Annotated in this window: 16 protein-coding genes; 12 read left to right on the forward strand and 4 right to left on the reverse strand. The window is 74.4% G+C overall.

Annotated elements, in window-relative coordinates; genetic code table 11:
- Positions 1-20: 20 nt before the first annotated feature.
- A complete protein-coding gene (locus ACFVXH_RS32040; protein ID WP_117489707.1) occupies positions 21-719 on the forward strand; it encodes a class III extradiol dioxygenase subunit B-like domain-containing protein in 699 nt (232 codons plus the stop codon).
- 25 nt (positions 720-744) lie between these two features.
- Here ACFVXH_RS32040 and ACFVXH_RS32045 read toward each other — a convergent pair whose 3' ends face one another.
- The gene (locus ACFVXH_RS32045) at positions 745-1,014 is read right to left on the reverse strand and encodes an antitoxin (RefSeq protein WP_241853171.1); all 270 of its coding nucleotides are present in this window, start codon (positions 1,012-1,014) and stop codon (positions 745-747) included.
- Between the two features lie 163 nt (positions 1,015-1,177).
- Here ACFVXH_RS32045 and miaA point away from each other — a divergent pair, with 163 nt between their 5' ends.
- The 5 genes from miaA to hflX all read left to right on the forward strand — a co-directional run bounded on the left by miaA (position 1,178) and on the right by hflX (position 7,978).
- On the forward strand, positions 1,178-2,122 hold the full coding sequence (gene miaA, locus ACFVXH_RS32050) for a tRNA (adenosine(37)-N6)-dimethylallyltransferase MiaA (RefSeq protein ID WP_387829391.1): 945 nt from the start codon (positions 1,178-1,180) through the stop codon (positions 2,120-2,122).
- A gap of 228 nt (positions 2,123-2,350) precedes the next feature.
- The gene (locus ACFVXH_RS32055; RefSeq protein ID WP_049658893.1) at positions 2,351-2,863 is read left to right on the forward strand and encodes a hypothetical protein; all 513 of its coding nucleotides are present in this window, start codon (positions 2,351-2,353) and stop codon (positions 2,861-2,863) included.
- Positions 2,864-2,895: 32 nt separating this feature from the next.
- Positions 2,896-3,801, forward strand: coding sequence for a diaminopimelate epimerase (gene dapF, locus ACFVXH_RS32060; RefSeq protein WP_387829393.1), 906 nt, complete (start codon positions 2,896-2,898; stop codon positions 3,799-3,801).
- A gap of 259 nt (positions 3,802-4,060) precedes the next feature.
- A complete protein-coding gene (locus ACFVXH_RS32065) occupies positions 4,061-6,238 on the forward strand; it encodes a RelA/SpoT family protein (protein WP_380776733.1) in 2,178 nt (725 codons plus the stop codon).
- Positions 6,239-6,475: 237 nt separating this feature from the next.
- Positions 6,476-7,978 (forward strand): GTPase HflX, encoded by a 1,503-nt coding sequence (hflX, locus tag ACFVXH_RS32070; RefSeq protein WP_049658942.1) that lies wholly within the window; start codon positions 6,476-6,478, stop codon positions 7,976-7,978.
- A gap of 66 nt (positions 7,979-8,044) precedes the next feature.
- On the opposite strand, the gene ACFVXH_RS32075 is transcribed toward hflX, so the two are convergent.
- Entirely contained in the window at positions 8,045-9,163 is a 1,119-nt protein-coding gene (locus ACFVXH_RS32075) for a trypsin-like serine peptidase (protein WP_387829396.1), read from the reverse strand.
- Positions 9,164-9,221: 58 nt separating this feature from the next.
- A complete protein-coding gene (locus tag ACFVXH_RS32080) occupies positions 9,222-10,415 on the reverse strand; it encodes a trypsin-like serine peptidase (protein WP_387829398.1) in 1,194 nt (397 codons plus the stop codon).
- A 413-nt stretch (positions 10,416-10,828) separates the two neighbouring features.
- Between ACFVXH_RS32080 and ACFVXH_RS32085 the strand changes: the two genes are divergently transcribed.
- Genes ACFVXH_RS32085 through ACFVXH_RS32105 form a run of 5 tightly spaced genes read left to right on the forward strand, consistent with a single transcriptional unit; the run spans position 10,829 to position 18,649 of the window.
- Complete coding sequence (locus tag ACFVXH_RS32085; protein WP_387829399.1) at positions 10,829-12,643, forward strand: IucA/IucC family protein; 1,815 nt, start codon at positions 10,829-10,831, stop codon at positions 12,641-12,643.
- Positions 12,535-13,248 (forward strand): GNAT family N-acetyltransferase, encoded by a 714-nt coding sequence (locus tag ACFVXH_RS32090; RefSeq protein ID WP_375876206.1) that lies wholly within the window; start codon positions 12,535-12,537, stop codon positions 13,246-13,248. The genes ACFVXH_RS32085 and ACFVXH_RS32090 overlap by 109 nt, the downstream gene beginning before the upstream one ends.
- Before the next feature lie 9 nt (positions 13,249-13,257).
- Positions 13,258-14,706, forward strand: a complete 1,449-nt coding sequence (locus tag ACFVXH_RS32095) for a lysine N(6)-hydroxylase/L-ornithine N(5)-oxygenase family protein (RefSeq protein WP_387829401.1) — start codon at positions 13,258-13,260, stop codon at positions 14,704-14,706.
- Positions 14,684-16,507 carry an IucA/IucC family protein gene (locus tag ACFVXH_RS32100; RefSeq protein WP_387829405.1) on the forward strand — a complete coding sequence of 608 codons (1,824 nt, stop codon included), beginning with the start codon at positions 14,684-14,686 and terminating at the stop codon, positions 16,505-16,507. The genes ACFVXH_RS32095 and ACFVXH_RS32100 overlap by 23 nt, the downstream gene beginning before the upstream one ends.
- A 12-nt stretch (positions 16,508-16,519) precedes the next feature.
- Positions 16,520-18,649, forward strand: coding sequence for an ATP-dependent DNA helicase (locus ACFVXH_RS32105; protein ID WP_387829407.1), 2,130 nt, complete (start codon positions 16,520-16,522; stop codon positions 18,647-18,649).
- Between the two features lie 175 nt (positions 18,650-18,824).
- Here ACFVXH_RS32105 and lexA read toward each other — a convergent pair whose 3' ends face one another.
- A complete protein-coding gene (gene lexA / locus ACFVXH_RS32110) occupies positions 18,825-19,706 on the reverse strand; it encodes a transcriptional repressor LexA (RefSeq protein ID WP_310593172.1) in 882 nt (293 codons plus the stop codon).
- Between the two features lie 354 nt (positions 19,707-20,060).
- Here lexA and nrdR point away from each other — a divergent pair, with 354 nt between their 5' ends.
- Positions 20,061-20,561 carry a transcriptional regulator NrdR gene (nrdR, locus tag ACFVXH_RS32115; protein ID WP_049653458.1) on the forward strand — a complete coding sequence of 167 codons (501 nt, stop codon included), beginning with the start codon at positions 20,061-20,063 and terminating at the stop codon, positions 20,559-20,561.
- Positions 20,562-20,580 lie beyond the last annotated feature (19 nt).

A 20,580-nucleotide genomic window follows, 5' to 3' on the forward strand; every position in this document is an offset into this window, starting at 1 on the left:
CGTTGGCTAGAGTGATCCGCATGCTGGTAGCCGCCGCCGTGTGCCCCTGTCCGCCGCTGCTCGTCCCCGAGGTCGCCGCCGGGGCCGCGCCCGAGCTGGACGGCCTGCGCGCGGCCTGCGACGAGGCGCTCGCGGCGCTGGTCGCGGCCGGACCGCAGCTGGTCGTGGTGGTCGGCACCGGGCCGGCGGCCGAGGTGTGGACCGAGGGCGGGGCCGGCTCCTTCCACCGCTACGGAGTGCCGCTGGTCGCCAAGCTGCCCGGCGAGCGGGTCGAGGGGCCGGAGCTGGCCCCCTCGCTGACCGTCGGCGCCTGGCTGCTGGAGCGCGCCGGGGTGGGCCTGCCCACGCACGCCTGCGCGGTGCCCGCCGACGCCCCCGCCGACCGGATGCTCGGCCTCGGCCAGGGCCTGGCCGGGCTCGCCGACCGGGTCGCCCTGCTGGTGCTCGGCGACGGCAGCGCCTGCCGCTCGGTGAAGGCGCCCGGCTACCTGGACGAGCGGGCCGAGGGCTTCGACACCGCGCTGGCCGCCGCCCTGGGCACGGCCGACCTGCCCGCCCTGGCCGCACTGGACCCGGGCCTGGCCGCCGAGCTCAAGGCCGACGGCCGGGCACCCTGGCAGGTGCTGGCCGGCGCCGCGCAGGGCGCCGGCCTCACCGGGCGGCTGGGCTACCAGGACGCGCCGTACGGGGTCGGGTACTTCGTGGCGTCCTGGTCCTAGCAAGTCGGCGGGGCAGGCCTGCGGTTCAGGACCGCGGGGCCTGCGGGGGCTGCTCCTCGTCGCCGGGCTTCGGCTTGTGGGCGAAGTCGCCGACCGCGCCCTTGGCCTTGCCGGCGCCGTGCTCGATCTTGTCGCTGTACTTGCCCTTGGTCGCCTTGTCGATCGCGCCGCCGGCCTTGTCCACGGCCTTCTCGATCTGGTCGCTGTGCTTGCCGGCGAACTCGCTGGCCTTGTCCTTGAGCTCCTCGGCCTTGCCCTTGAGGTTGTCCATCAGACCCATGGCGATCTCCTTCATCCGCTGTTCCCCGCACAACGACCGGGCTCGGCAAAGCGTTCGCAAACCGGCCCAACCGGGGAAACGGCCGGAAAGTGTCCGGGAAACAGTCATATCCTCGCGCAGTCGCGGGCGGGTGGCAGCCCGGTCCGCGGGCGCCCGGCCGTTTTGCGAGACTGGAGCGGTGAGCAGCTCCCGTACCCCGCGCGTCATCTCGATCGTCGGCGCGACCGCCGCCGGCAAGTCCGACCTGGCCGTCGCCATCGCCCGCAGTCTCGACGGCGAGGTGATCAACACCGACTCGATGCAGCTGTACCGGGGCATGGACATCGGCACCGCCAAGCTCACGATGGAGGAGCGCGGGGGAGTGCCGCACCACCTGATGGACGTCTGGGACGTCACCGAGGCCGCCAGCGTCGCCGAGTACCAGCGGCTGGCCCGGGCCGAGATCGACCGGCTGCTCGCCGCCGGCCGCACGCCCGTCCTGGTCGGCGGCTCCGGGCTGTACGTCCGGGCGGCGATCGACGAGATGGAGTTCCCGGGCACCGACGCGGCGGTGCGGGCCCGGCTGGAGGCCGAGCTGGAGCAGGCCGGCCCGTACGCGCTGCACCGGCGGCTGGCCGAGCTGGACCCGGCGGCCGCCGAGGCGATCCTCACCGGCAACGGGCGGCGGATCGTCCGCGCCCTGGAGGTCATCGAGATCACCGGGCAGCCGTTCACCGCCAACCTGCCGAGCAACACCGCCGTCTACGAGGCGGTGCAGATCGGCGTCGCCGTGCCGCGCCCCGAGCTGGACGAGCGGATCGCGCTGCGGGTCGACCGGATGTGGGAGGCCGGACTGCTGGACGAGGTGCGGGAGCTGGAGAAGGTCGGACTGCGGGAGGGCAGGACCGCCTCCCGGGCGCTCGGCTACCAGCAGGTGCTCGACCACTTCGCCGGCGGGTGCACCGAGGACGAGGCCCGGGCCGAGACCGTCCGGGCCACCAAGCGCTTCGCCCGCCGCCAGGAGTCCTGGTTCCGCCGCGACGACCGGATCCACTGGCTCTCCCGGCCGGCCGGCACCGACCCCGTCGAGCTGCTGGAACGCTCCATGGAACTGATCGACCGTCAGGGAGTTCCGGCCGCGTAGGAAGGGTTTCCGGCCAATCCGGCGGTGCACCTGCGCGCGCAGGCGCCCGTGCAGGACGAACCGGCGGTCACGGGCCGATCACGTGATGGCCACGGATCACCCGTCGACCCCGGTCAGGCCCGGAACGCCCCTCTGGACATGCCATCATCGATGCCGTAGGGGTCGACCGAACGGGCCGGCCGTGCCCGGCCGCGAGTCCGCTCGTGTCGAACTGTCAGGGGAGGCCGTGTGTCGACGGGTACCGGCCCCGAATCCGGCCAGGGCGGGAGCGTCACCGTACCGGCCGAGGAGTTCGACGAGTCGACGATGGGCGACCTGCCCGTGCTGACCGGCCTGGAGGCGCCGACCTCCTACGCGGCCGCGGTGCCCGCCCTGGACACCCGCACCCCGCCCGGCGGCGCGGTGCACGAACGGGAGATCCGCCCGCTGCGCCGGCTGCGCTGGTGGCAGACGCTGCCGATCGCCCTGCTGGGCACCCTCGGCTCGCTGATGTTCGCCTTCCCGCTCGCCTTCGGCTCGGCCGGGGCGCGCGCCACCATGGTCGGGATGCTCGGGCTGCTGTTCACCGCCGCCTCGATGGGCTGGGGCGCGATGGCCGCCCGGCACGCCGGCTACACGTGGCCGGGGCTGCCGCGCCGGGGCTCCGGGCAGCGGGCCGGCTGGAAGGCGATCGCGGTCTACACCCTGATCGCGCTGGCCGCCTGCGCGCTCGCGGTCTGGCGGGTCGCCTACCTGCGCTGAGCGCCTCCCGGCGGCTCAGTACCATCGGAGGGGTGAGCGCATCCTCCCCCCAGCAGGTCGGCATCCCCTTCTTCAAGGGCCACGGCACCCAGAACGACTTCGTCATCGTCCCGGACCCGGACGGCGCGCTGGAGATCGGTCCCGAGACCGTCGCCGCGCTGTGCGACCGGCGGGCCGGCATCGGCGGGGACGGGCTGCTGCGCGTGGTGCGCGCCGCCGCCGACCCGGCCGCCGCGGCGATGGCCGACCGGGCCGAGTGGTTCATGGACTACCGCAACTCGGACGGCAGCGTCGCCGAGATGTGCGGCAACGGCCTGCGGGTCTTCGCCCGCTTCCTGGTCGAGGCCGGACTGGCCGAGCCGGGCGCACTGGCCGTCGCCACCCGCTCCGGGGTGCTCACCGCGAAGGTCGCCGGGGCCGCCGCGGACGGCACGCCCGGCGACGTCACCATCGACATGGGCCGGGCCCGGCTGCCCGGGCCGGACGGCATCGAGGTCGCGGTCGGCGAGCGGCGCTGGCCGGCCCTGAACGTCAACATGGGCAACCCGCACGCGGTGGCCTTCGTGGAGAGCCTGGAGCACGCCGGGGACCTGTACACCGCGCCGCTCACCAGCCCGGCGGACGCCTACCCGGAGGGCGTCAACGTCGAGTTCGTGGTGGACCGCGGGCCGCGGCACGTCGCGATGCGGGTGCACGAGCGCGGCTCGGGCGAGACCCGCTCCTGCGGCACCGGCGCCTGCGCGGTGGCGGTGGCGGCCATCCGCCGGGACGGCGCCGACCCGGCGGTCACCGGCGAGGCGGTCTCGTACACCGTGGACGTGCTGGGCGGTCGGCTGGTCATCACCGAGCACCCGGACGGCCGGGTGGAGATGGCCGGGCCGGCGGTGATCGTGGCCGAGGGCCGGCTGGACGGGCGCTGGTGGGAGTCGGTCCGTTAGGGCTCGTCTCCGGTGGGGCTCGTCCTCGAACCCGCGTCCGCGGGGCGACAGGCCCGGGGGCCGGCAGCCCGGTTTGCCCAATTCGTTCGGTGATGAATCCCCCCGATCGGGTGATACCGGTCGCGGACGGGAATCAGGGCGTCGCGGAACGTGCTCTGCTCGGTAGCATGGACCACCGGGTCGATCACCCCATGGGGAGGGGTGTCGAGATCACCCCCTCGGACGGGGCGGCGCCCGGCGACCGTTGCCGGAGGTGCCGATGACCATCGAAGCCGGGCAGCCCCTGGGGCAGCCGACGACCGTACGGCAGGGAGGGGCCAGGCGGCCCCTCGGGGAGCTCGGCCTGGCCGCCCTCGGCCGGGCCGGGCGGGCCGCCCTGCTCGCCACCGGCCGGCCGCCCGTGCCGGACGCCCTGGAACCGCTCGTCCGGGTCCACCGCCGGCACCATCCGCAGGCCGACCTCGGCCTGCTCGCCCGGGCCTACCGGCTCGCCGAGGCCAGCCACCGCGGCCAGAAGCGCAAGAGCGGCGAGCCGTACATCACCCACCCGCTGGCCGTCACCATGATCCTGGCCCAACTCGGCGCCGGGACGACCACCCTGGTCGCCTCGCTGCTCCACGACACCGTCGAGGACACCGAGTTGACGCTGGACCAGGTGGGCGCCGGGTTCGGGCCCGAAGTCGCCTACCTGGTCGACGGGGTGACGAAGCTGGAGAAGGTCGACTTCGGGGCCGCCGCCGAGGCCGAGACCTTCCGCAAGATGCTGGTCGCCACCGGGGACGACGTCCGGGTGATGGTGATCAAGCTCGCCGACCGGCTGCACAACATGCGCACCATCCGGCACATGAAGCCGGCCAGCCAGGTGCGGATCGCCAAGGTCACCCGGGACGTGCTGATCCCGCTGGCCGAGCGGCTCGGCATCCAGGTGCTCAAGGCGGAGCTGGAGGACATCGTCTTCGCCACCCTGCACCCCGAGGAGCACGCCCGCACCCGCGCCCTGATGACCGGTCACGAGGCCGAGCCGGACACCCTGCTGGAGCCCTTCGCCCGGCAGCTGGCCCGCCAGCTGGCCGAGGGCGGGGTGGCCGCCGAGGTGACCGTCCGGCCCCGGCACTGCGTCTCGCTGCACCGGGTGCTGCTCCGGCGGGCCGCCGTGCCCGGGCCGGACGGCCGGCCGCAGGGGCCGCGGCCGGCCGACTTCGGGCGGCTGCTGGTGGTGGTCGAGGAGAACGCCGACTGCTACGCCGTGCTCGGCGAGCTGCACACCTGCTGGACGCCGCTGCCCGGGGAGTTCAAGGACTTCGTGGCCGCGCCCAAGTTCAACCTCTACCAGTCCCTGCACACCGCCGTGGCGCTGAGCGGCGGCGCGGTGGTCGAGGTGCTGGTCCGCACCCGGCGGATGCACGAGGTGGCCGAGACCGGGGTGGTCGCGCTCGGGGACCCGTCCCCGGCCGGCGCCGTCCAGGACGCCGACGAGCTGGACCGCACCGACCCGGCCCGCCCGGGCTGGCTCAGCCGGCTGCTGGAGTGGCAGCAGGAGACGCCAGACCCGGACGCCTTCTGGTCCGCGCTCACCGCCGACCTGGCCGGCGACCGCGAGATCACCGTGGTGACGGAGAGCGGCGAAACGCTTCAGCTGCGGGCCGGCGCCACCTGCGTGGACGCGGCCTACCTGCTCGGCGAGGAGACCGGCCACCGATGTATCGGCGCGCGGGTCAACGGGCGGCTCACCGCGCTGTCCACCGTGCTGGAGGACGGCGACCAGATCGCGGTGCTCACCGAGACCCTCCCGGCCGGCGGCGGACCGCCCTCCGGGCCCGCCCCCGAGTGGCTGGCGCACGCCCGCACCCCCGCCGCCCGGCTGGCCATCGAGCGCTGGCTGGCCGATCCCCCGGCCCGGCAGCCGGCGGTCCGCACCGGCCCGGCCGGCGGCCAGCCCGTCCCGCCCGGGCGCCCGGCCGCCGAGCGGCGGGCGGCCCCGGTCGCGGTGGCCGGCCGGCCCGGGGCGTCGGTCCGGCTGGCCCGCTGCTGCACCCCGGTGCCGCCGGACGAGGTGGCCGGCTACCCGATCCGCGGCGGCGCGGTCGCGGTGCACCGCACCGGCTGCCCGGCGGGGGAGCGGATGCGCGCGGACGGGCGGGCCGAGCTGGAGGTCCGCTGGCGGTCGGAGGGCGCGCCGGCCGCCGGGCACCGGGCCACCCTGCGGGCCGAGGCGCTGAACCGGCCCCGGCTGCTCGCCGACCTCACCGCGGCGATCTCCGGCGCGGGCGTCGGCATCGTCTCGGCCGAGGTCGAGCCGCCGCAGGAGTCCCGGGTCCGGCACACCTACACCGTCGAACTGCCCGAGCCGGCCGCGCTGCCCGGGCTGATGCGGGCGATGCTCAAGGTCTCCGGGGTGTACGACGTGAGCCGGCCGCAGGCCCCGGAGGGTTCGTAGGGGCCGCCGTCCCGGGGAAAATGGGGATGACCGGCCCGCGCCGGGCGTGCGACCATCATGGGGAATTCACGGCCGGTCCACGGCGTTCTCCGGGCACAGGAGCCCGGGGGCACCCGGGGACCTGAGGGGTAGCTCACCCCGCCCGGACGGTAGCCGGGGCGGCAGCTGGGCAGACTCCGTACGGGACCGCCACCGCGGTCCCCGAAGGCCACCCGTACCAGCCAGCCAAAGGACAGAATGACCTCCACGTTCGACACCCGCGACCACGCCGACGCTCCGCGCCGCCTCGACGGTCTGCGGGCGGAAGCCCTCATGGACGAGGACCTCGCGGCCATCGACGAGGACCGCGGCCACCACTACGACGGCGACCAGTACGACCGCAGCGAGCGAGCCGCCCTGCGCCGTGTCGCCGGCCTCTCCACCGAACTCGAGGACGTCACCGAGGTCGAGTACCGCCAGCTCCGCCTGGAGCGCGTGGTGCTCGTCGGCGTCTGGACGGACGGCACGCTGGAGGAGGCGGAGAACTCGATGGCCGAGCTCGCCGCGCTCGCCGAGACGGCCGGCTCCCAGGTGCTGGACGGCGTCATCCAGCGCCGTGACAAGCCCGACGCGGCCACCTACATCGGCTCCGGCAAGGCGAAGGAGCTGCGCGACATCGTCGCCGCCACCGGCGCCGACACCGTGGTCTGCGACGGTGAGCTCACCCCGGGCCAGCTGATCCACCTGGAGGACGTGGTCAAGGTCAAGGTCGTCGACCGGACGGCCCTGATCCTGGACATCTTCGCCCAGCACGCCAAGTCCCGGGAGGGCAAGGCGCAGGTCTCGCTCGCGCAGATGCAGTACATGCTGCCGCGGCTGCGCGGCTGGGGTCAGTCGCTGTCCCGGCAGATGGGTGGCGGTGGCTCCGGCTCCTCGGGCGGCGGCATGGCCACCCGCGGTCCCGGTGAGACCAAGATCGAGACCGACCGGCGCCGGATCCGCGAGAAGATGGCGAAGCTCCGCAAGGAGATCGCCGACATGAAGAAGGGCCGCGACACCAAGCGCCAGGAGCGCAGGCGCCACCAGGTGCCGTCCGTGGCCATCGCCGGGTACACCAACGCCGGCAAGTCCTCCCTGCTCAACCGGCTCACCGGCGCCGGCGTCCTGGTGGAGAACTCGCTGTTCGCCACCCTGGACCCGACGGTGCGCCGGGCCGAGACCCCGACCGGGCGGCTCTACACCCTGGCCGACACCGTCGGCTTCGTCCGGCACCTGCCGCACCACCTGGTCGAGGCCTTCCGCTCGACCATGGAGGAGGTCGCCGACGCGGACCTCATCCTGCACGTGGTGGACGGCTCGCATCCCGAGCCGGAGACGCAGCTGGCCGCCGTCCGCGAGGTCATCGTCTCGGTCGACGCGCAGAACGTGCCGGAGGTCGTGGTGATCAACAAGGCGGACGCCGCCGATCCGCACGTGCTCCAGCGCCTGCTGCGCCGCGAGCCGCACGCCATCGTGGTGTCGGCCCGCAGCGGCGCCGGCATCGAGGAGCTGCTGCGGCTGATCGACGACGAGCTGCCGCGTCCGGCGGTCGAGGTGCGGGCCCTGGTGCCCTACACCCAGGGCGCGCTGGTCTCCCGGGTGCACGCCGAGGGCGAGCTGCTCTCCACCGAGCACACCGGCGAGGGCACCCTGCTGCACGCCAAGGTGCCGGCCGAGCTGGCCGCCGAGCTGGAGTACTTCGCGGTGGCCCTGCAGGGCTGAGCCCGAAGCGCACGCAGGGGCCCCGGGACGGATCGTCGTCCCGGGGCCCCGCTGTTTCCGGCGGTGCTACCGGACGTTCTTGGCAAAGTAGTCGAAGGCCTGCTTCGCCTGGTCCTGGAGGGAGGGGCCGGCCTGGTAGCCGGCCGGGTTGCGGTTGCCGACCGCGCCGACGCTGACCAGGTTGGGCTTGCCGTCCCGGATGATGAACCAGCCGCCGCCAGCGGCGCCCGCCGTCATGGTGCAGCCGATCACGTACATCGGCGGGCGGTCCCGGTCGAAGGAGAGCAGCCCGGGGGCCAGCGGGGAGTCGCAGTGCTCGAGCTCCAGGCCGTCGAACGGCCGCTCGGCCGGGTAGCCGTAGGCGGCGGTCCCGGTGATCTGGTCGCGCGGGGCGTTGAACCAGATCGGCACCGAGCCGCCGACCGTCTCCTCCAGGGACCTCCCGGAGCCGTCCTCGCCGCGCACCCGCAGGACGCCGTAGTCGTACTGGTGGTGGGCCCCGACGCCGCTCTCCTGGAGCCAGGTCGGCGAGACCAGCGCGCGCACCGCCGTCCACCGGCCGTACGGGGCGACCAGCCGGTCGGCGTTCGCCTTGCCGTGGACCGCCTGGCCGTCCCGGTTGAAGCCGGGCACGAAGACCGGGTTCTTCAGCCAGCCGCCGCCCTTGCCGTCGTGCAGGCAGTGCGCGGCGGTGTAGACGAGGTTGCTGCGGCCCGGGTTGACCGGATCGGAGACCACGGTGGCGGAGCAGGACACGTCGCCCTGCGACGTGGTCGCGAAGAGCCGGCCGACCACCGAGCCGACCGGTCCGTACGGGTGCGGCTGCGGCCTGGCCGGCACGGCGGCGGGCGGGGCGTCCCGCTCGACGCCGGCCGCCGCGGGGGCGGTCAGCGAGTACTCCGGGGTGGGCCGGGGCCTGGCGGCGTCCATCCGGACCGCCGTCCAGGCGCCGGGCGCCGCGTCGTTGGCGAAGGCGCTCTCGGCGACGTAGCGGGCCCAGTCGTCCACCTTCCAGCCGCTCAGGTCGCCCGGGCTGGTGGGCGACGACCTGGGCAGGGCGAGGGGCGCGGTGGCGGGCCGGGCGGGGCCGTCCGGGCCGCACCCGGCCGCGCCCAGCGCGAGCGCGGCGAGCAGCGCGGCGCCGCCCGTCGCGGCCCGGCGCCGACGGCTGGTGGTTCTCGGCATGCTGGCTCGTCCCCCCGTGCTGTGCTGGTGGTTCCCTACCGCCCCCCGTCGGCGGCGGCTACTTCTTGGAGATCCAGTCCAGCGCCTGCCGGGCGACCGCCTCCAGGTACGGCCCGCTCAGCGAGGTGTGCTCCTGGGTGCCGATCGAGGTGTTGCTGACCAGCGCGGTCCGGCCGTCCGGCATGGTGGCGAACCAGCCGCCGCCGCTGGCGCCCTGGGTCATGGTGCAGCCGATGGTCAGCATGGTCGGGCGCTTGGCGTCGAAGGAGAGCCGGGTGGGCTTGCCGCCGTCGCACTTGTACAGCTCCTGGCCGTCGAACGGCTTGGCGAGCGGGTAGCCGACGGCCGAGACCTTGAGCTGGTCGCGCGGTGCGTCGAACCAGACCGGGACGGCCGAACCGACCGTCTCCTCCAGGGACTTGCCGGTGTCGTTCTGGTTGTGCACGCGCATCACCGCGAAGTCGTACTGGTTGGCGGCGTTGCCGGTGCCGCCGCCCTCGACCATCCACTGCGGCGAGGTGGTGACCTGGTCGGCCCACCAGGTGCCGAGCGGGGCCAGCTCGGACAGCGGGGCCCGCTTGCCGCCGCTGGAGGCGCCGGAGTTGTTGTAGGCGGGCACGAAGACCAGGTCCTTGTAGAAGTTCCCGCCCTTGCCCTCGTGCACGCAGTGCCCGGCCGTCCAGACCAGGTTGCTCTTGCCCGGGTGCTGGGGGTCGGCGATCACCGTCGCCGAGCAGTTGCCGCGGCCGCCCTGGGCGGAGAAGAACACCTTGCCGGAGGGCTGCTTCAGGTACGGGCGGGGCACCGTCACGGCCTTGACCGCCGCAGGATCGGGGTCGGTCACGCCGTCGTCGGTGGCCGGCTTGGGCGTGGCGGGGGCGGGCTTGGCGGTGGGCGGGGCCGGGTCGGCGGGCTTGGAGTCACCCATCTTGTCCGGGTCCCAGAAGTCCTTCACCACCGGGTTGTTGAAGACGTGCTTGGACGCCCACTTGTCCCAGTCCTCGTACTTCCACTTCTTCAGGTCGTCCCAGCTCCTGGGCAGTCCCTCCAGCAGGCTGGTCGGCAGCCCGGACGGGAGCGGGATCCCGCCGATCACGCCGCCCGAACCCGCGGCCTGGGTCGACTCGGTGGAGGGCGGCGGTGCGGGGCTCGTCCCGCCGCCCGCCGGGCCGTCCGGCCCGCAGGCGGTCACGGCGAGCAGGGTGCCCGCGGCCAGGGCGGCGGCCAGGGCTGACCGGTGGATCGTGGGCATCTGTGCGCTTCCCCCTGTGCTCGGTCGGTCGGTGCCGGTCGGTGCCGGGCCGCCCGGTGGTGTCACGGCCGGCGGTTGCGCACCGCGGTGGTGCGTGTCCGGCCGGTTCGCGGTGCGGCGGTTCGCCGCCATGGAGTCTTCCATCGCGGACGAGGACGGCGCTGCCCGCCCCCCCGGGTTGCGGTGCGGGCCGGAGGTCACCGATCCGTGATCCGGGCCCGCCCGGTCCGCCGACGCAGCAGGGCTTCGGGCCCCGTTGGTGGACAATCCCCGATCTTCACCCTGACGAGTGAGCCGTCCTTGTGATCACCCGTCAGGGATAGGTAACCCTTACCTGACGCGACGGTGCGAGCGCCCGCCGACCCCTCCACCACAGTGCGCGTCCGCACCCCCACGCGCCCCAAGGAGCAGCCTTGAGCACCGCCGCCCTCACCGTCGCCCCGCCCGTACCGTCGCCCACCGTGGAGCGGGCCCACGGGCACGACCTCCTGCTGCACCCCGACCCGGCCGTCGCCGCCGAACAGGCCGGACTGGAGGCCCTGCTGCGCTGCTGGACCCGGGAGACCGGAGCCCGGCCCGGCCCGGACGGCCGGCTGCGGATCGCCGTCCTCGGCGGGGCCGCCCGGCTCACCGCCCCGGTCCGCTACTGGTCGCCCGGCGGCTGGCACCGCTTCGGACCCGCCACCCTCGCGGTCGGGGAGACCGGCGCGGCCGGGGACGTCCGCGAGGCCCCCGTCGACGCCGTCACCGCCGCCGCGCTGCTCGCCGCCGCGGCCGCCGAACGGCCCGACCCCGGGCAGGTCGCCGACCTGGCCGCCAGGGTCGGCGACTCGGTCGTGCGCACCGCCGAGATCCTCGCCCACCGCCGCACCGCCGCCGTGCCCGGCGGGCCGGAGCGCTCGCACTTCCTCGCCGCCGAGCAGTCCCTGCTGCTCGGCCACCCGCTGCACCCCACGCCGAAGAGCCGCGACGGCCTCGGCCCGGCCCAGAGCGCCGCCTACTCGCCCGAACTGCACGGCTCCTTCCAACTGCACTGGTACGCCGTCGACCGCGAACTGCTCGCGGCCGGCTCCGCCGTCGCCGAGAGCGCCGAACGGCTCACCGCCGGCCTGCTCGACGGCGCCGTGCCGCTGCCGCCCGGCACCGCCGCCGTCCCGCTGCACCCCTGGCAGGCCCGCGAACTCGCCCACCGCCCGGCCGTCGCCGCCCTGCTCGCCGACGGGCTGCTGCACGACCTCGGCCCGGCCGGCGACCCCTGGTACCCCACCTCCTCGGTGCGCACCGTCTACCGGCCCGGCACCCCGTGGATGCTCAAGCTCTCGCTCGGCCTGCGGATCACCAACTCCCGCCGGGAGAACCTGCGCAAGGAACTGCACCGCGGCCTGGAGATGCACCGGCTACTGGAGAGCGGGCTGGCCGCCGAGTGGCGGGCCGCCCACCCCGGCTTCGACATCGTCCGCGACCCGGCCTGGATCGGCGTCGACCACCCCGCCCTCGGCGACCCGGGCGGCCTGGACACCGTGCTGCGCGCCCAGCCCTTCGCGCCCACCGACCGGGCGCTGTGCGTCGCCGGCCTGGTCGCCGAACAGCCGCTCGGCACCGGCGACACCGTGCCCTCCCGGCTCGGCGACACCCTGCGGGCCCTGGCCGTCCGCTGCGCCCGCCCGCTGCCGACGGTGGCCGCCGAATGGTTCCTGCGCTACCTGGACGCGGTCGTGCTGCCCATCCTCTGGCTGGACGGCCGGGGCGGCATCGCCCTGGAGGCGCACCAGCAGAACAGCCTCGTCCTGCTGGACGCCGAGGGCTGGCCCTGCGGCGGCCGCTACCGCGACAACCAGGGCTACTACTACCGGGAGAGCGCCGCCGCGCGGCTCGCCGCCCGGCTGCCCGGACTCGGCGCGGACAGCGACACCTTCCTGCCGGACGAGGTGATCGACCACCACTTCGCCTACTACCTCGGCATCAACCACGTGCTCGGCCTGATCGGCGCCCTCGGCTCCCAGCGGCTCGCCGACGAGACGGTGCTGCTGGCCGCGCTGCGCCGGTTCCTGGCCGGCCCGCGGGCCGCCGCCACCGGCTCGGCGCTGCCCGCGCTGCTGCTGGACGCGCCCGCGCTGCCCTGCAAGGCCAACCTGCTCACCCGGGTCAACGGCATGGACGAACTGGTCGGCCCGGTCGCCAGCCAGTCCGTGTACGTGGACATCCCCAACCCGGTGGCGGGTGCCTGATGACGGACGACGGGTGCCGGGTGCCGGACGGCCTGTCCGGGTGGGGCGCCGTCCCCACCCCGGCCGGCGAGTTCCGGCTCGGCCCGGTCCGGCTGCCCGCCGACCTGGCGCTGCTCGCCGGGTGGATGAACGACCCCGAGGTCGACGCCTTCTGGGAGCTCGCCGGGCCGCCGGAGGTCACCGAACGGCACGTCCGGGCCCAACTGGACGGCGACGGCCGCAGCCTCCCGTGCCTCGGCCTGCTCGACGGCGAGCCGATGAGCTACTGGGAGGTCTACCGCGCCGACCTCGACCCGCTCGCCGCGCACTACCCGGCCCGGCCGTACGACACCGGCGTGCACCTGCTGCTCGGCCCCGCCGCCAGCCGCGGCCGCGGCCTGGGCGCCGTCCTGCTGGCCGCCCTCGCAGAATTGATTCTCCGCCGGAATCCGCGCTGCGAACGGGTGGTGGCCGAGCCGGACGTCCGCAACCGGCGGTCCGTCCGGGCCTTCGAACGGGCCGGATTCCGGGCCGCCGCCGAACTCGACCTGCCCGACAAGCGCGCCGCCCTGATGGTCCGCGACCGGGCCGACGGGCCCGCCGCGCAGGCCCAACTCCCCGCCTAGGACGACCCTGTGGACACCTCGACACCCCCTCCGTACGACCTGCTCGGCGTCGGCATCGGCCCGTTCAACCTCTCGCTCGCCGCACTCGCCGAACCCGTCCCCGGCCTGCGCACGCTCTTCTGCGACCAGCGCCCGGAGTTCCGCTGGCACCCCGGGATGCTGGTCGACGGGGCCCGGATGCAGGTGCCGTTCCTCGCCGACCTGGTCTCCCTGGTCGACCCGACCAGCCCGTGGTCCTTCCTCAACTACCTGCGCGACCAGGACCGGCTGTTCCCGTTCTACTTCGCCGAGCGCTTCCAGCTGCCGCGCCGCGAGTACGACCACTACTGCCGCTGGGCCGCCGAGCGGCTGGCCAACTGCCGCTTCGGCACCGAGGTCACCGCCCTGCACTGGGAGGCGCCCTGGTACCGCGCCGAACTGACCGACACCGCGACCGGCCGGCGCTCCGAGGTCAGGGCCCGCGACCTCGCCCTCGGCGTCGGCACCCGGCCGGTGCTGCCCGAGGCCTTCGCCGCGCTGGCCGGCCACCCGCGGGCCTTCCACTCCGCCGAGTACCTGGACCGCCGCGCCGACCTGGCCGGCGCCCGCGACATCACCGTCGTCGGCAGCGGGCAGTCCGGCGCCGAGGTCTTCCTCGACCTGCTCCGGCGCCACGAGGGCGACGACGTCCGGCTGCGCTGGCTCACCCGGACCAGGGCGCTCGCCCCCATGGAGTACTCCAAGCTCGGCCTGGAGCACTTCACCCCCGACTACACCCGCTACTTCCACGGCCTGCCCGCGGCCGTCCGGGACGCGCTGGTCACCGCCCAGTGGCAGCTGCACAAGGCCGCCAGCGCCGAGACCCTCGCCGAGATCCACGACCACCTCTACGAGCGCACCATCGGCCGGCCGATCGACGCCGCCCCGGTCGAGATCACCCCCGGCACCGCCGTCGACGCCGCCCGCCCCGGCCCCTGCGGCGGCCTCGAACTGCACTGCCGGCACACCGACTCCGGCGCCGAACACCTGCTGCGCACCGACGCCGTGGTGCTCGCCACCGGCTACCGGGCGGCCCGCCCGGCCGCGCTCGAACCGCTCGCCGAACTGATCGACTGGGACGAGGCCGGGCGCTACCGGGTCGACCAGGACCACCGGGTCGCCACCCGGCCCGGACTCACCGGCGGGCTGTACGTCCAGAACGCCGAACTGCACACCCACGGCGTCGGCACCCCCGACCTCGGACTCGGCGCCCACCGGGCCGCCGTGATCCTCAACGCCGTCACCGGGCGCACCGTCCACCGGCTGCCCGGCCGCACCGCCTGGACCGGCTTCGCGCCGCCCGGCCCCGCCGGGCCCGCCGACCAGCCCACCTCCGCCGGTCCCGTAGAACAGCCCACCCCCGCCGGTCCCGTGGAACAGCCCACCCCCGCCGTCCCCCGCCCCCAGGAGTTGACCCGTGCCGCAACCGTCGGCCGCTGAACCGCCGCTCCACCTGCCCCCGCACCTCACCGCCGGGCACTGGCAGCGGGCCGGCCGCGCCCTGCTGGCCAAGATGCTGGGCGAGTTCGCCTACGAGGAACTGCTCCGACCCGTCCCCGGCGACGAGCCCGGCGAGTACCGGCTGGAGCTGCCCGAGGCCGAGTACCGCTTCACCGCCCGGCGCGGCTCCTACGACAGCTGGCAGGTCGACCCGGAGTCCGTCCGCTGCTCCCGCCCGGACGGCCTGGACCCGCTGCGCTTCCTCCCGTACGCGCGGCAGACCCTCGGCCTGCGCGGCGAGACCACCGGCCACCTGATCCGCGAGCTCTCCGCCACCCTCACCGCCGACGCCCGCCAGCTCGCCACCGCGCTGACCGCCGCCGAACTCGCCGACCTCGACCACGCCGCGCTGGAGGGCCGGCAGACCGGCCACCCCTGGATCGTCCCCAACAAGGGCCGGATCGGCTTCTCCGCCGCCGACGCCGCCCGCTGGGCCCCGGAGGCCCGCAGCCCGCGCCCGCTGCCGTGGATCGCCGTGCACCGCCGGCTCGCCGAGTACCGCGGCGTGCCCGGCCTGGAGCGGCCCGAGCAGCTGTACGCCCGCGAGCTCGACGACGTGGACGCGCTGCGCGCCGCGCTCGGTCTGGACGCGGAGGACTACCTGCTGCTGCCCGTCCACCCCTGGCAGTGGGACGAGACGGTCCTGCCGCTGTTCGCGCCCTGGATCGCCTCCGGCGAGATCGTCCCGCTGCCCTCGGACGGCGACCCACGGCTGCCCCAGCAGTCCATCCGCTCCTTCTTCAACACCGCCCACCCCGAGCGCTGCACCGTCAAGCTGCCGCTGTCCATCCTCAACACCCTGGTCTGGCGCGGCCTGCCGGTCGAGCGCACGCTGGCCGCGCCCGCCGTCACCGCCTGGCTGCTCGGCCTGCGCGACGCCGACCCGTACCTGCGCGACGAGTGCCGGGTGATCCTGCTCGGCGAGATCGCCTCCGTCACCGTCGACCACCCGCTCTACCGCGAGCTGCCCGAGGCGCCGTACCAGTACAAGGAGCTGCTCGGCGCGATCTGGCGCCAGCCGCTCGGCCCCTTCCTGGACGGCGGCGAGCGCGCCCGCACCCTGGCCTCGCTGCTGCAGACCGGCTCCGACGGGCGGGCGCTCGCCGCCGAGCTGATCGACCGCTCCGGCCTGCTCCCCGGCGACTGGACCGCCCGGCTGTTCGCCGCGATGATGCCGCCGCTGCTGCACTTCCTCTACCGCTACGGGCTGGTCTTCTCCCCGCACGGCGAGAACGCCATCGTGGTCTTCGACCCCGCCGACGCGCCGGTCCGGCTCGCGGTCAAGGACTTCGTGGACGACGTCAACCTCAGCGCCCAGGACCTGCCCGAACTGCGCGGCCTGCCCGACGAGGTGGCCGAGGTGCTGCTGCGGGAGAGCCCGCAGGGGCTCTGCCAGTTCATCCACTCCGGGCTGTTCATCGGCGTCTTCCGCTTCCTCGCCCCGCTGCTGGAGGCGCAGACCGGACTGCCCGAGACCGAGTTCTGGGCCCTGTTGCGCGCCGAGGTGCTGCGCTACCAGGACCGCTTCCCCGAGCTGCGCGAGCGCTTCGAGCTGTTCGACCTGTTCCGCCCCCGGATCGACCGGCTCTGCCTCAACCGCAACCGGCTGCTGATGGACGGCTACCAGGACCGCCCGCACCGCCCGCACGCCGCCCGGTACGGGACGGTGCCGAACGCGCTGGTCGCCGTGGACGTGCGGATGCCCGGGCAACGGGACCGGATTGTCACCCCCGCCCCGTAGGCTGGGAGGGTCATGACGAACGACTCCGAATCCCACGACTCCGAATCCCAGCGGGCGGCAGTCCTCGGCGACGAGGCCGAGGAAGCCGTCGCCGTCCCGCGCTCGCGGATCCCCGAACTGCTGCACGCCGCGGTGGCGGCCGTCGGCGGTGTGGAGCGCCCCGGCCAGGTCCGGATGGCCGAGGCCGTCGCCGACGCCGTCGACCACGCCGAGCACCTGCTCGTCCAGGCCGGCACCGGCACCGGGAAGTCCCTGGCCTACCTGGTGCCCGCGCTCGCCCACGGCGACCGGGTGGTGGTCGCCACCGCCACCCTGGCGCTGCAACGCCAGCTGGTGGAGCGGGACTTGCCGCGCACCGTCGAGGCGATGCACCCGGTGCTGCGCCGCCGCCCGCTGTTCGCGATGCTCAAGGGCCGCTCCAACTACCTCTGCCTGCACCGGGCCAACGAAGGCACCCCGAGCGACGAGGGCGAGGGCCTGTTCGACCCGGTGGACGCGCTCGGCGGGCCCACCGGGAAGCTCGGGAAGGACGTGCTGCGGCTGCGCGACTGGGCCGACGAGACCGACACCGGGGACCGCGACGACCTCAGCCCCGGCGTCTCCGACAAGGCCTGGGCCCAGCTCTCGGTCACCTCCAAGGAGTGCCTGGGCGCCACCCGCTGCCCGTACGGCCAGGAGTGCTTCGCGGAGAAGGCGCGGGAGCGGGCCAAGCTGGCGGACGTCGTGGTCACCAACCACGCGATGCTCGCGATCGACGCGATCGAGGGCGCGCCGGTGCTGCCCGAGCACGGGCTGCTGATCGTGGACGAGGCGCACGAGCTGGTCAACCGGGTCACCGGCGCGGCCACCGCCGAGCTGACCGTCGGCGCCGTCAACCGGGCGGTGAAGCGGGCCGCGCGGCTGGCCAACGAGAAGGCGGTGGACGCGCTCCAGGCCGCCGCCGAGAACTACCACGGCCTGATGGAGACCGCCCAGCCCGGCCGGGTCGAGGAACTGCCCGAGTACCTCGCGTACGCGGTCACCGCGATCCGGGACGCCTCCCGCCAGGTGATCACCTCGCTCGGCGAGACCAGGGACAAGGGGCTCAGCGACGAGGACGCCGTCCGCAAGCAGGCGATGGCCTCGGCCGAGGCGCTGCACGAGACGGCCGAGCGGCTGCTGGAGGACTCCGAGTACGACGTGGTCTGGATCGAGCGCAGCGACCGCTACGGGCTGGGCACCGCCTCGCTGCGGGTCGCCCCGCTGAGCGTCTCCGGGCTGCTGCGCGAGGGGCTGTACAAGGAGCGCTCGGTCGTCCTCACCTCGGCCACGCTCAAGCTCGGCGGGGACTTCAACGGCGTCGCCGCCTCGGTCGGCCTGCCCTCCGAGACGCGGCTGCCGGACGTCCGCACCGCCGGGGACAACCCGGACGCCGACGCGGGCTTCGGCGAGGACGCGGTGCCGCACTGGCGCGGGATCGACGTCGGCTCGCCGTTCAAGTACCCCAAGCAGGGCATCCTGTACGTCGCCAAGCACCTGGCCGACCCCGGGCGCGATCCCGAACGGCCCGACATGCTGGACGAGTTGGCCGAGCTGATCGGCGCGGCCGGCGGGCGCACGCTGGGCCTGTTCTCCTCGATGCGCGGCGCCCAGACGGCCGCCGAGGCGATGCGCGAGCGGCTGGACCACCGCGTCCTGCTCCAGGGCGAGGACACCCTCGGCGAACTGATCCGGGAGTTCGCCTCGGACGCGACGACCTGCCTGTTCGGCACGCTCTCGCTCTGGCAGGGCGTGGACGTGCCCGGCTCGGCCTGCCAGCTGGTCGTGATGGACCGGATCCCGTTCCCCCGGCCGGACGACCCGCTGATGAGCGCCCGCCAGAAGGACGTCGAACAGCGCGGCGGGAACGGCTTCATGGCCGTCGCGGCGACCCACGCGGCGCTGCTGATGGCGCAGGGCGCGGGCCGGCTGGTGCGCGCGGCCGACGACCGGGGCGTGGTCGCGGTGCTGGACCCGCGGGTGGAGACCAAGCGGTACGGGAGCTTCTTCCGCTCCTCGATGCCGGAGTTCTGGTACACCACGGACCGCAACCAGGTGCGCCGCTCGCTGGCGTCGATCGACGCCTCGGCGGCGCCGGTGCGGCCGGTGGTGAAGCGGGGCTGAGGGCCCGGCCGCCCGGCCCGTGGAACGCCGGAGGGGCTCCCCGCACTGTGCGGAGGAGCCCCTTCCCGGTGTGTGTGGTGGTGCGGTGCGTGCTGGTGCGTGTTGCTGTGCGCGCCGAGGCGGCGCGGGTGCGCTCAGAGGCGCACGGGGCCGCCCAGGGGCGGCGCCGGACCGCTCAGAGGCGGCGCAGGACCGCGACGACCTTCCCCAGGATGGTCGCGTTGTCGCCGTTGATCGGCTCGTACGCCGGATTGTGCGGCATCAGCCAGATCCGGCCGTCCTCGCGCTTGAGCCGCTTCACGGTGGCCTCGCCGTCGATCATCGCGGCCACGATGTCGCCGTTCTCGGCGACCGGCTGGCGGCGCACGGTGACCCAGTCGCCGTCGCAGATAGCCGCCTCGATCATCGAGTCGCCGCGCACGGTGAGCGCGAACAGCTCGCCCTCGCCGACCAGCTGGCGGGGCAGCGGGAAGACGTCCTCGACCGTCTGCTCGGCCAGGATCGGCCCGCCGGCGGCGATCCGGCCGACCAGCGGGACGTAGGAGGTGGAGGGCCGACCGGCCGTCTCGGCGGTGTTCGGGCGGGCCACCTCGACGCCGCGGACCTCGTAGGCGCGCGGGCGGTGCGGATCCCGGCGCAGGAAGCCCTTGCGCTCCAGGGCCATCAGCTGGTGGGCGACCGAGGAGGTGCTGGACAGGCCCACGGCCTGGCCGATCTCGCGCATGGACGGCGGGTAGCCGCGGCGCTGGACGGAATCCCGGATGACCTCGATCACCCGGCGCTGGCGCTCGGTGAGACCGGCCTCGTCGGTGCGGATGCCGGGGGGGCGACCGGGCATCGCCCGGGCGGGGGAGGTGTGGGAGTCGTCCATGGCGGTGGAGTGTTCGATCGGCTGGTCGGGAACGCGGGTCGCCCCGGAAAGGGCCGCGCCGGAGAGGCGGTGGTCTTCGCTACGGTCCATGCTGCTGTCCACACCCTGCTGATTCGTGGTGCGCTGCCCCACCTTGAACTGGGAGTGTTCCTGCACCGGGATGGTGTTGCTTTCGATCGTGTTCACGGCGGCCCCTCTCGACGGCTGTCCTCTCCCCTTTTCCAGCCCAACGCGCCTCCTATCGAAAGGTTGCGCCAAACACACGTTCGAGTGAATTATTCGGGAGTTGACTGACTCGATCAAGGCTTTGTTGTACATCGAGTAAATGTTCGAGCGAAACTCGCCCCCGGCAGTCTAATCGGGCCCCTCGCGGCATCGACACGCCAAGGCGCTCACCTCCCCCAGACTCCTAGATGTAGTGGCTACAGTCCTCTCCGTGCCCAGTACTAGTGGTCGCCCCGCATGATCAGCTTGCCCAGGCCGGGGGCGCATCGCATAGACTCAACAGGTCCGAACGTTCTGCCAGGGAGGGATCCCGAGGTGCACTGCCCCTTCTGCCGGCACTCCGACAGCCGTGTTGTCGACAGCCGGACCACCGAGGACGGCAGCTGCATCCGCCGTCGTCGGCAGTGCCCGGACTGCGGACGCCGCTTCACCACGGTGGAGACGGCCGCGCTGATGGTCATCAAGCGCAGCGGCGTCACCGAGCCGTTCTCCCGGCAGAAGGTCATCACCGGCGTCCGCAAGGCCTGCCAGGGCCGCCCGGTCACCGAGGACGCGCTCGCCCAGCTCGGCCAGCGGGTCGAGGAGTGCGTGCGCGCCAGCGGCAGCGCCGAGCTGACCACCCACGACGTGGGGCTGGCCATACTCGGCCCGCTCAAGGAACTCGACGTGGTCGCCTACCTGCGCTTCGCCTCCGTGTACCAGGCGTACGACGGACTGGAAGACTTCGAGGCCGCCATCGCGGAGCTCCGCGCAGAACGGCCCCGCACCCCCGAGGCGGACGACACCTGCGTGTCCGTGTCCGCCGCCGCGCCCTAGGAGGCGCCGGGCCCCTCGC

It is taken from the genome of Kitasatospora sp. NPDC058184 (genome assembly GCF_042883725.1).
Classification (GTDB): Bacteria; Actinomycetota; Actinomycetes; order Streptomycetales; family Streptomycetaceae; genus Kitasatospora.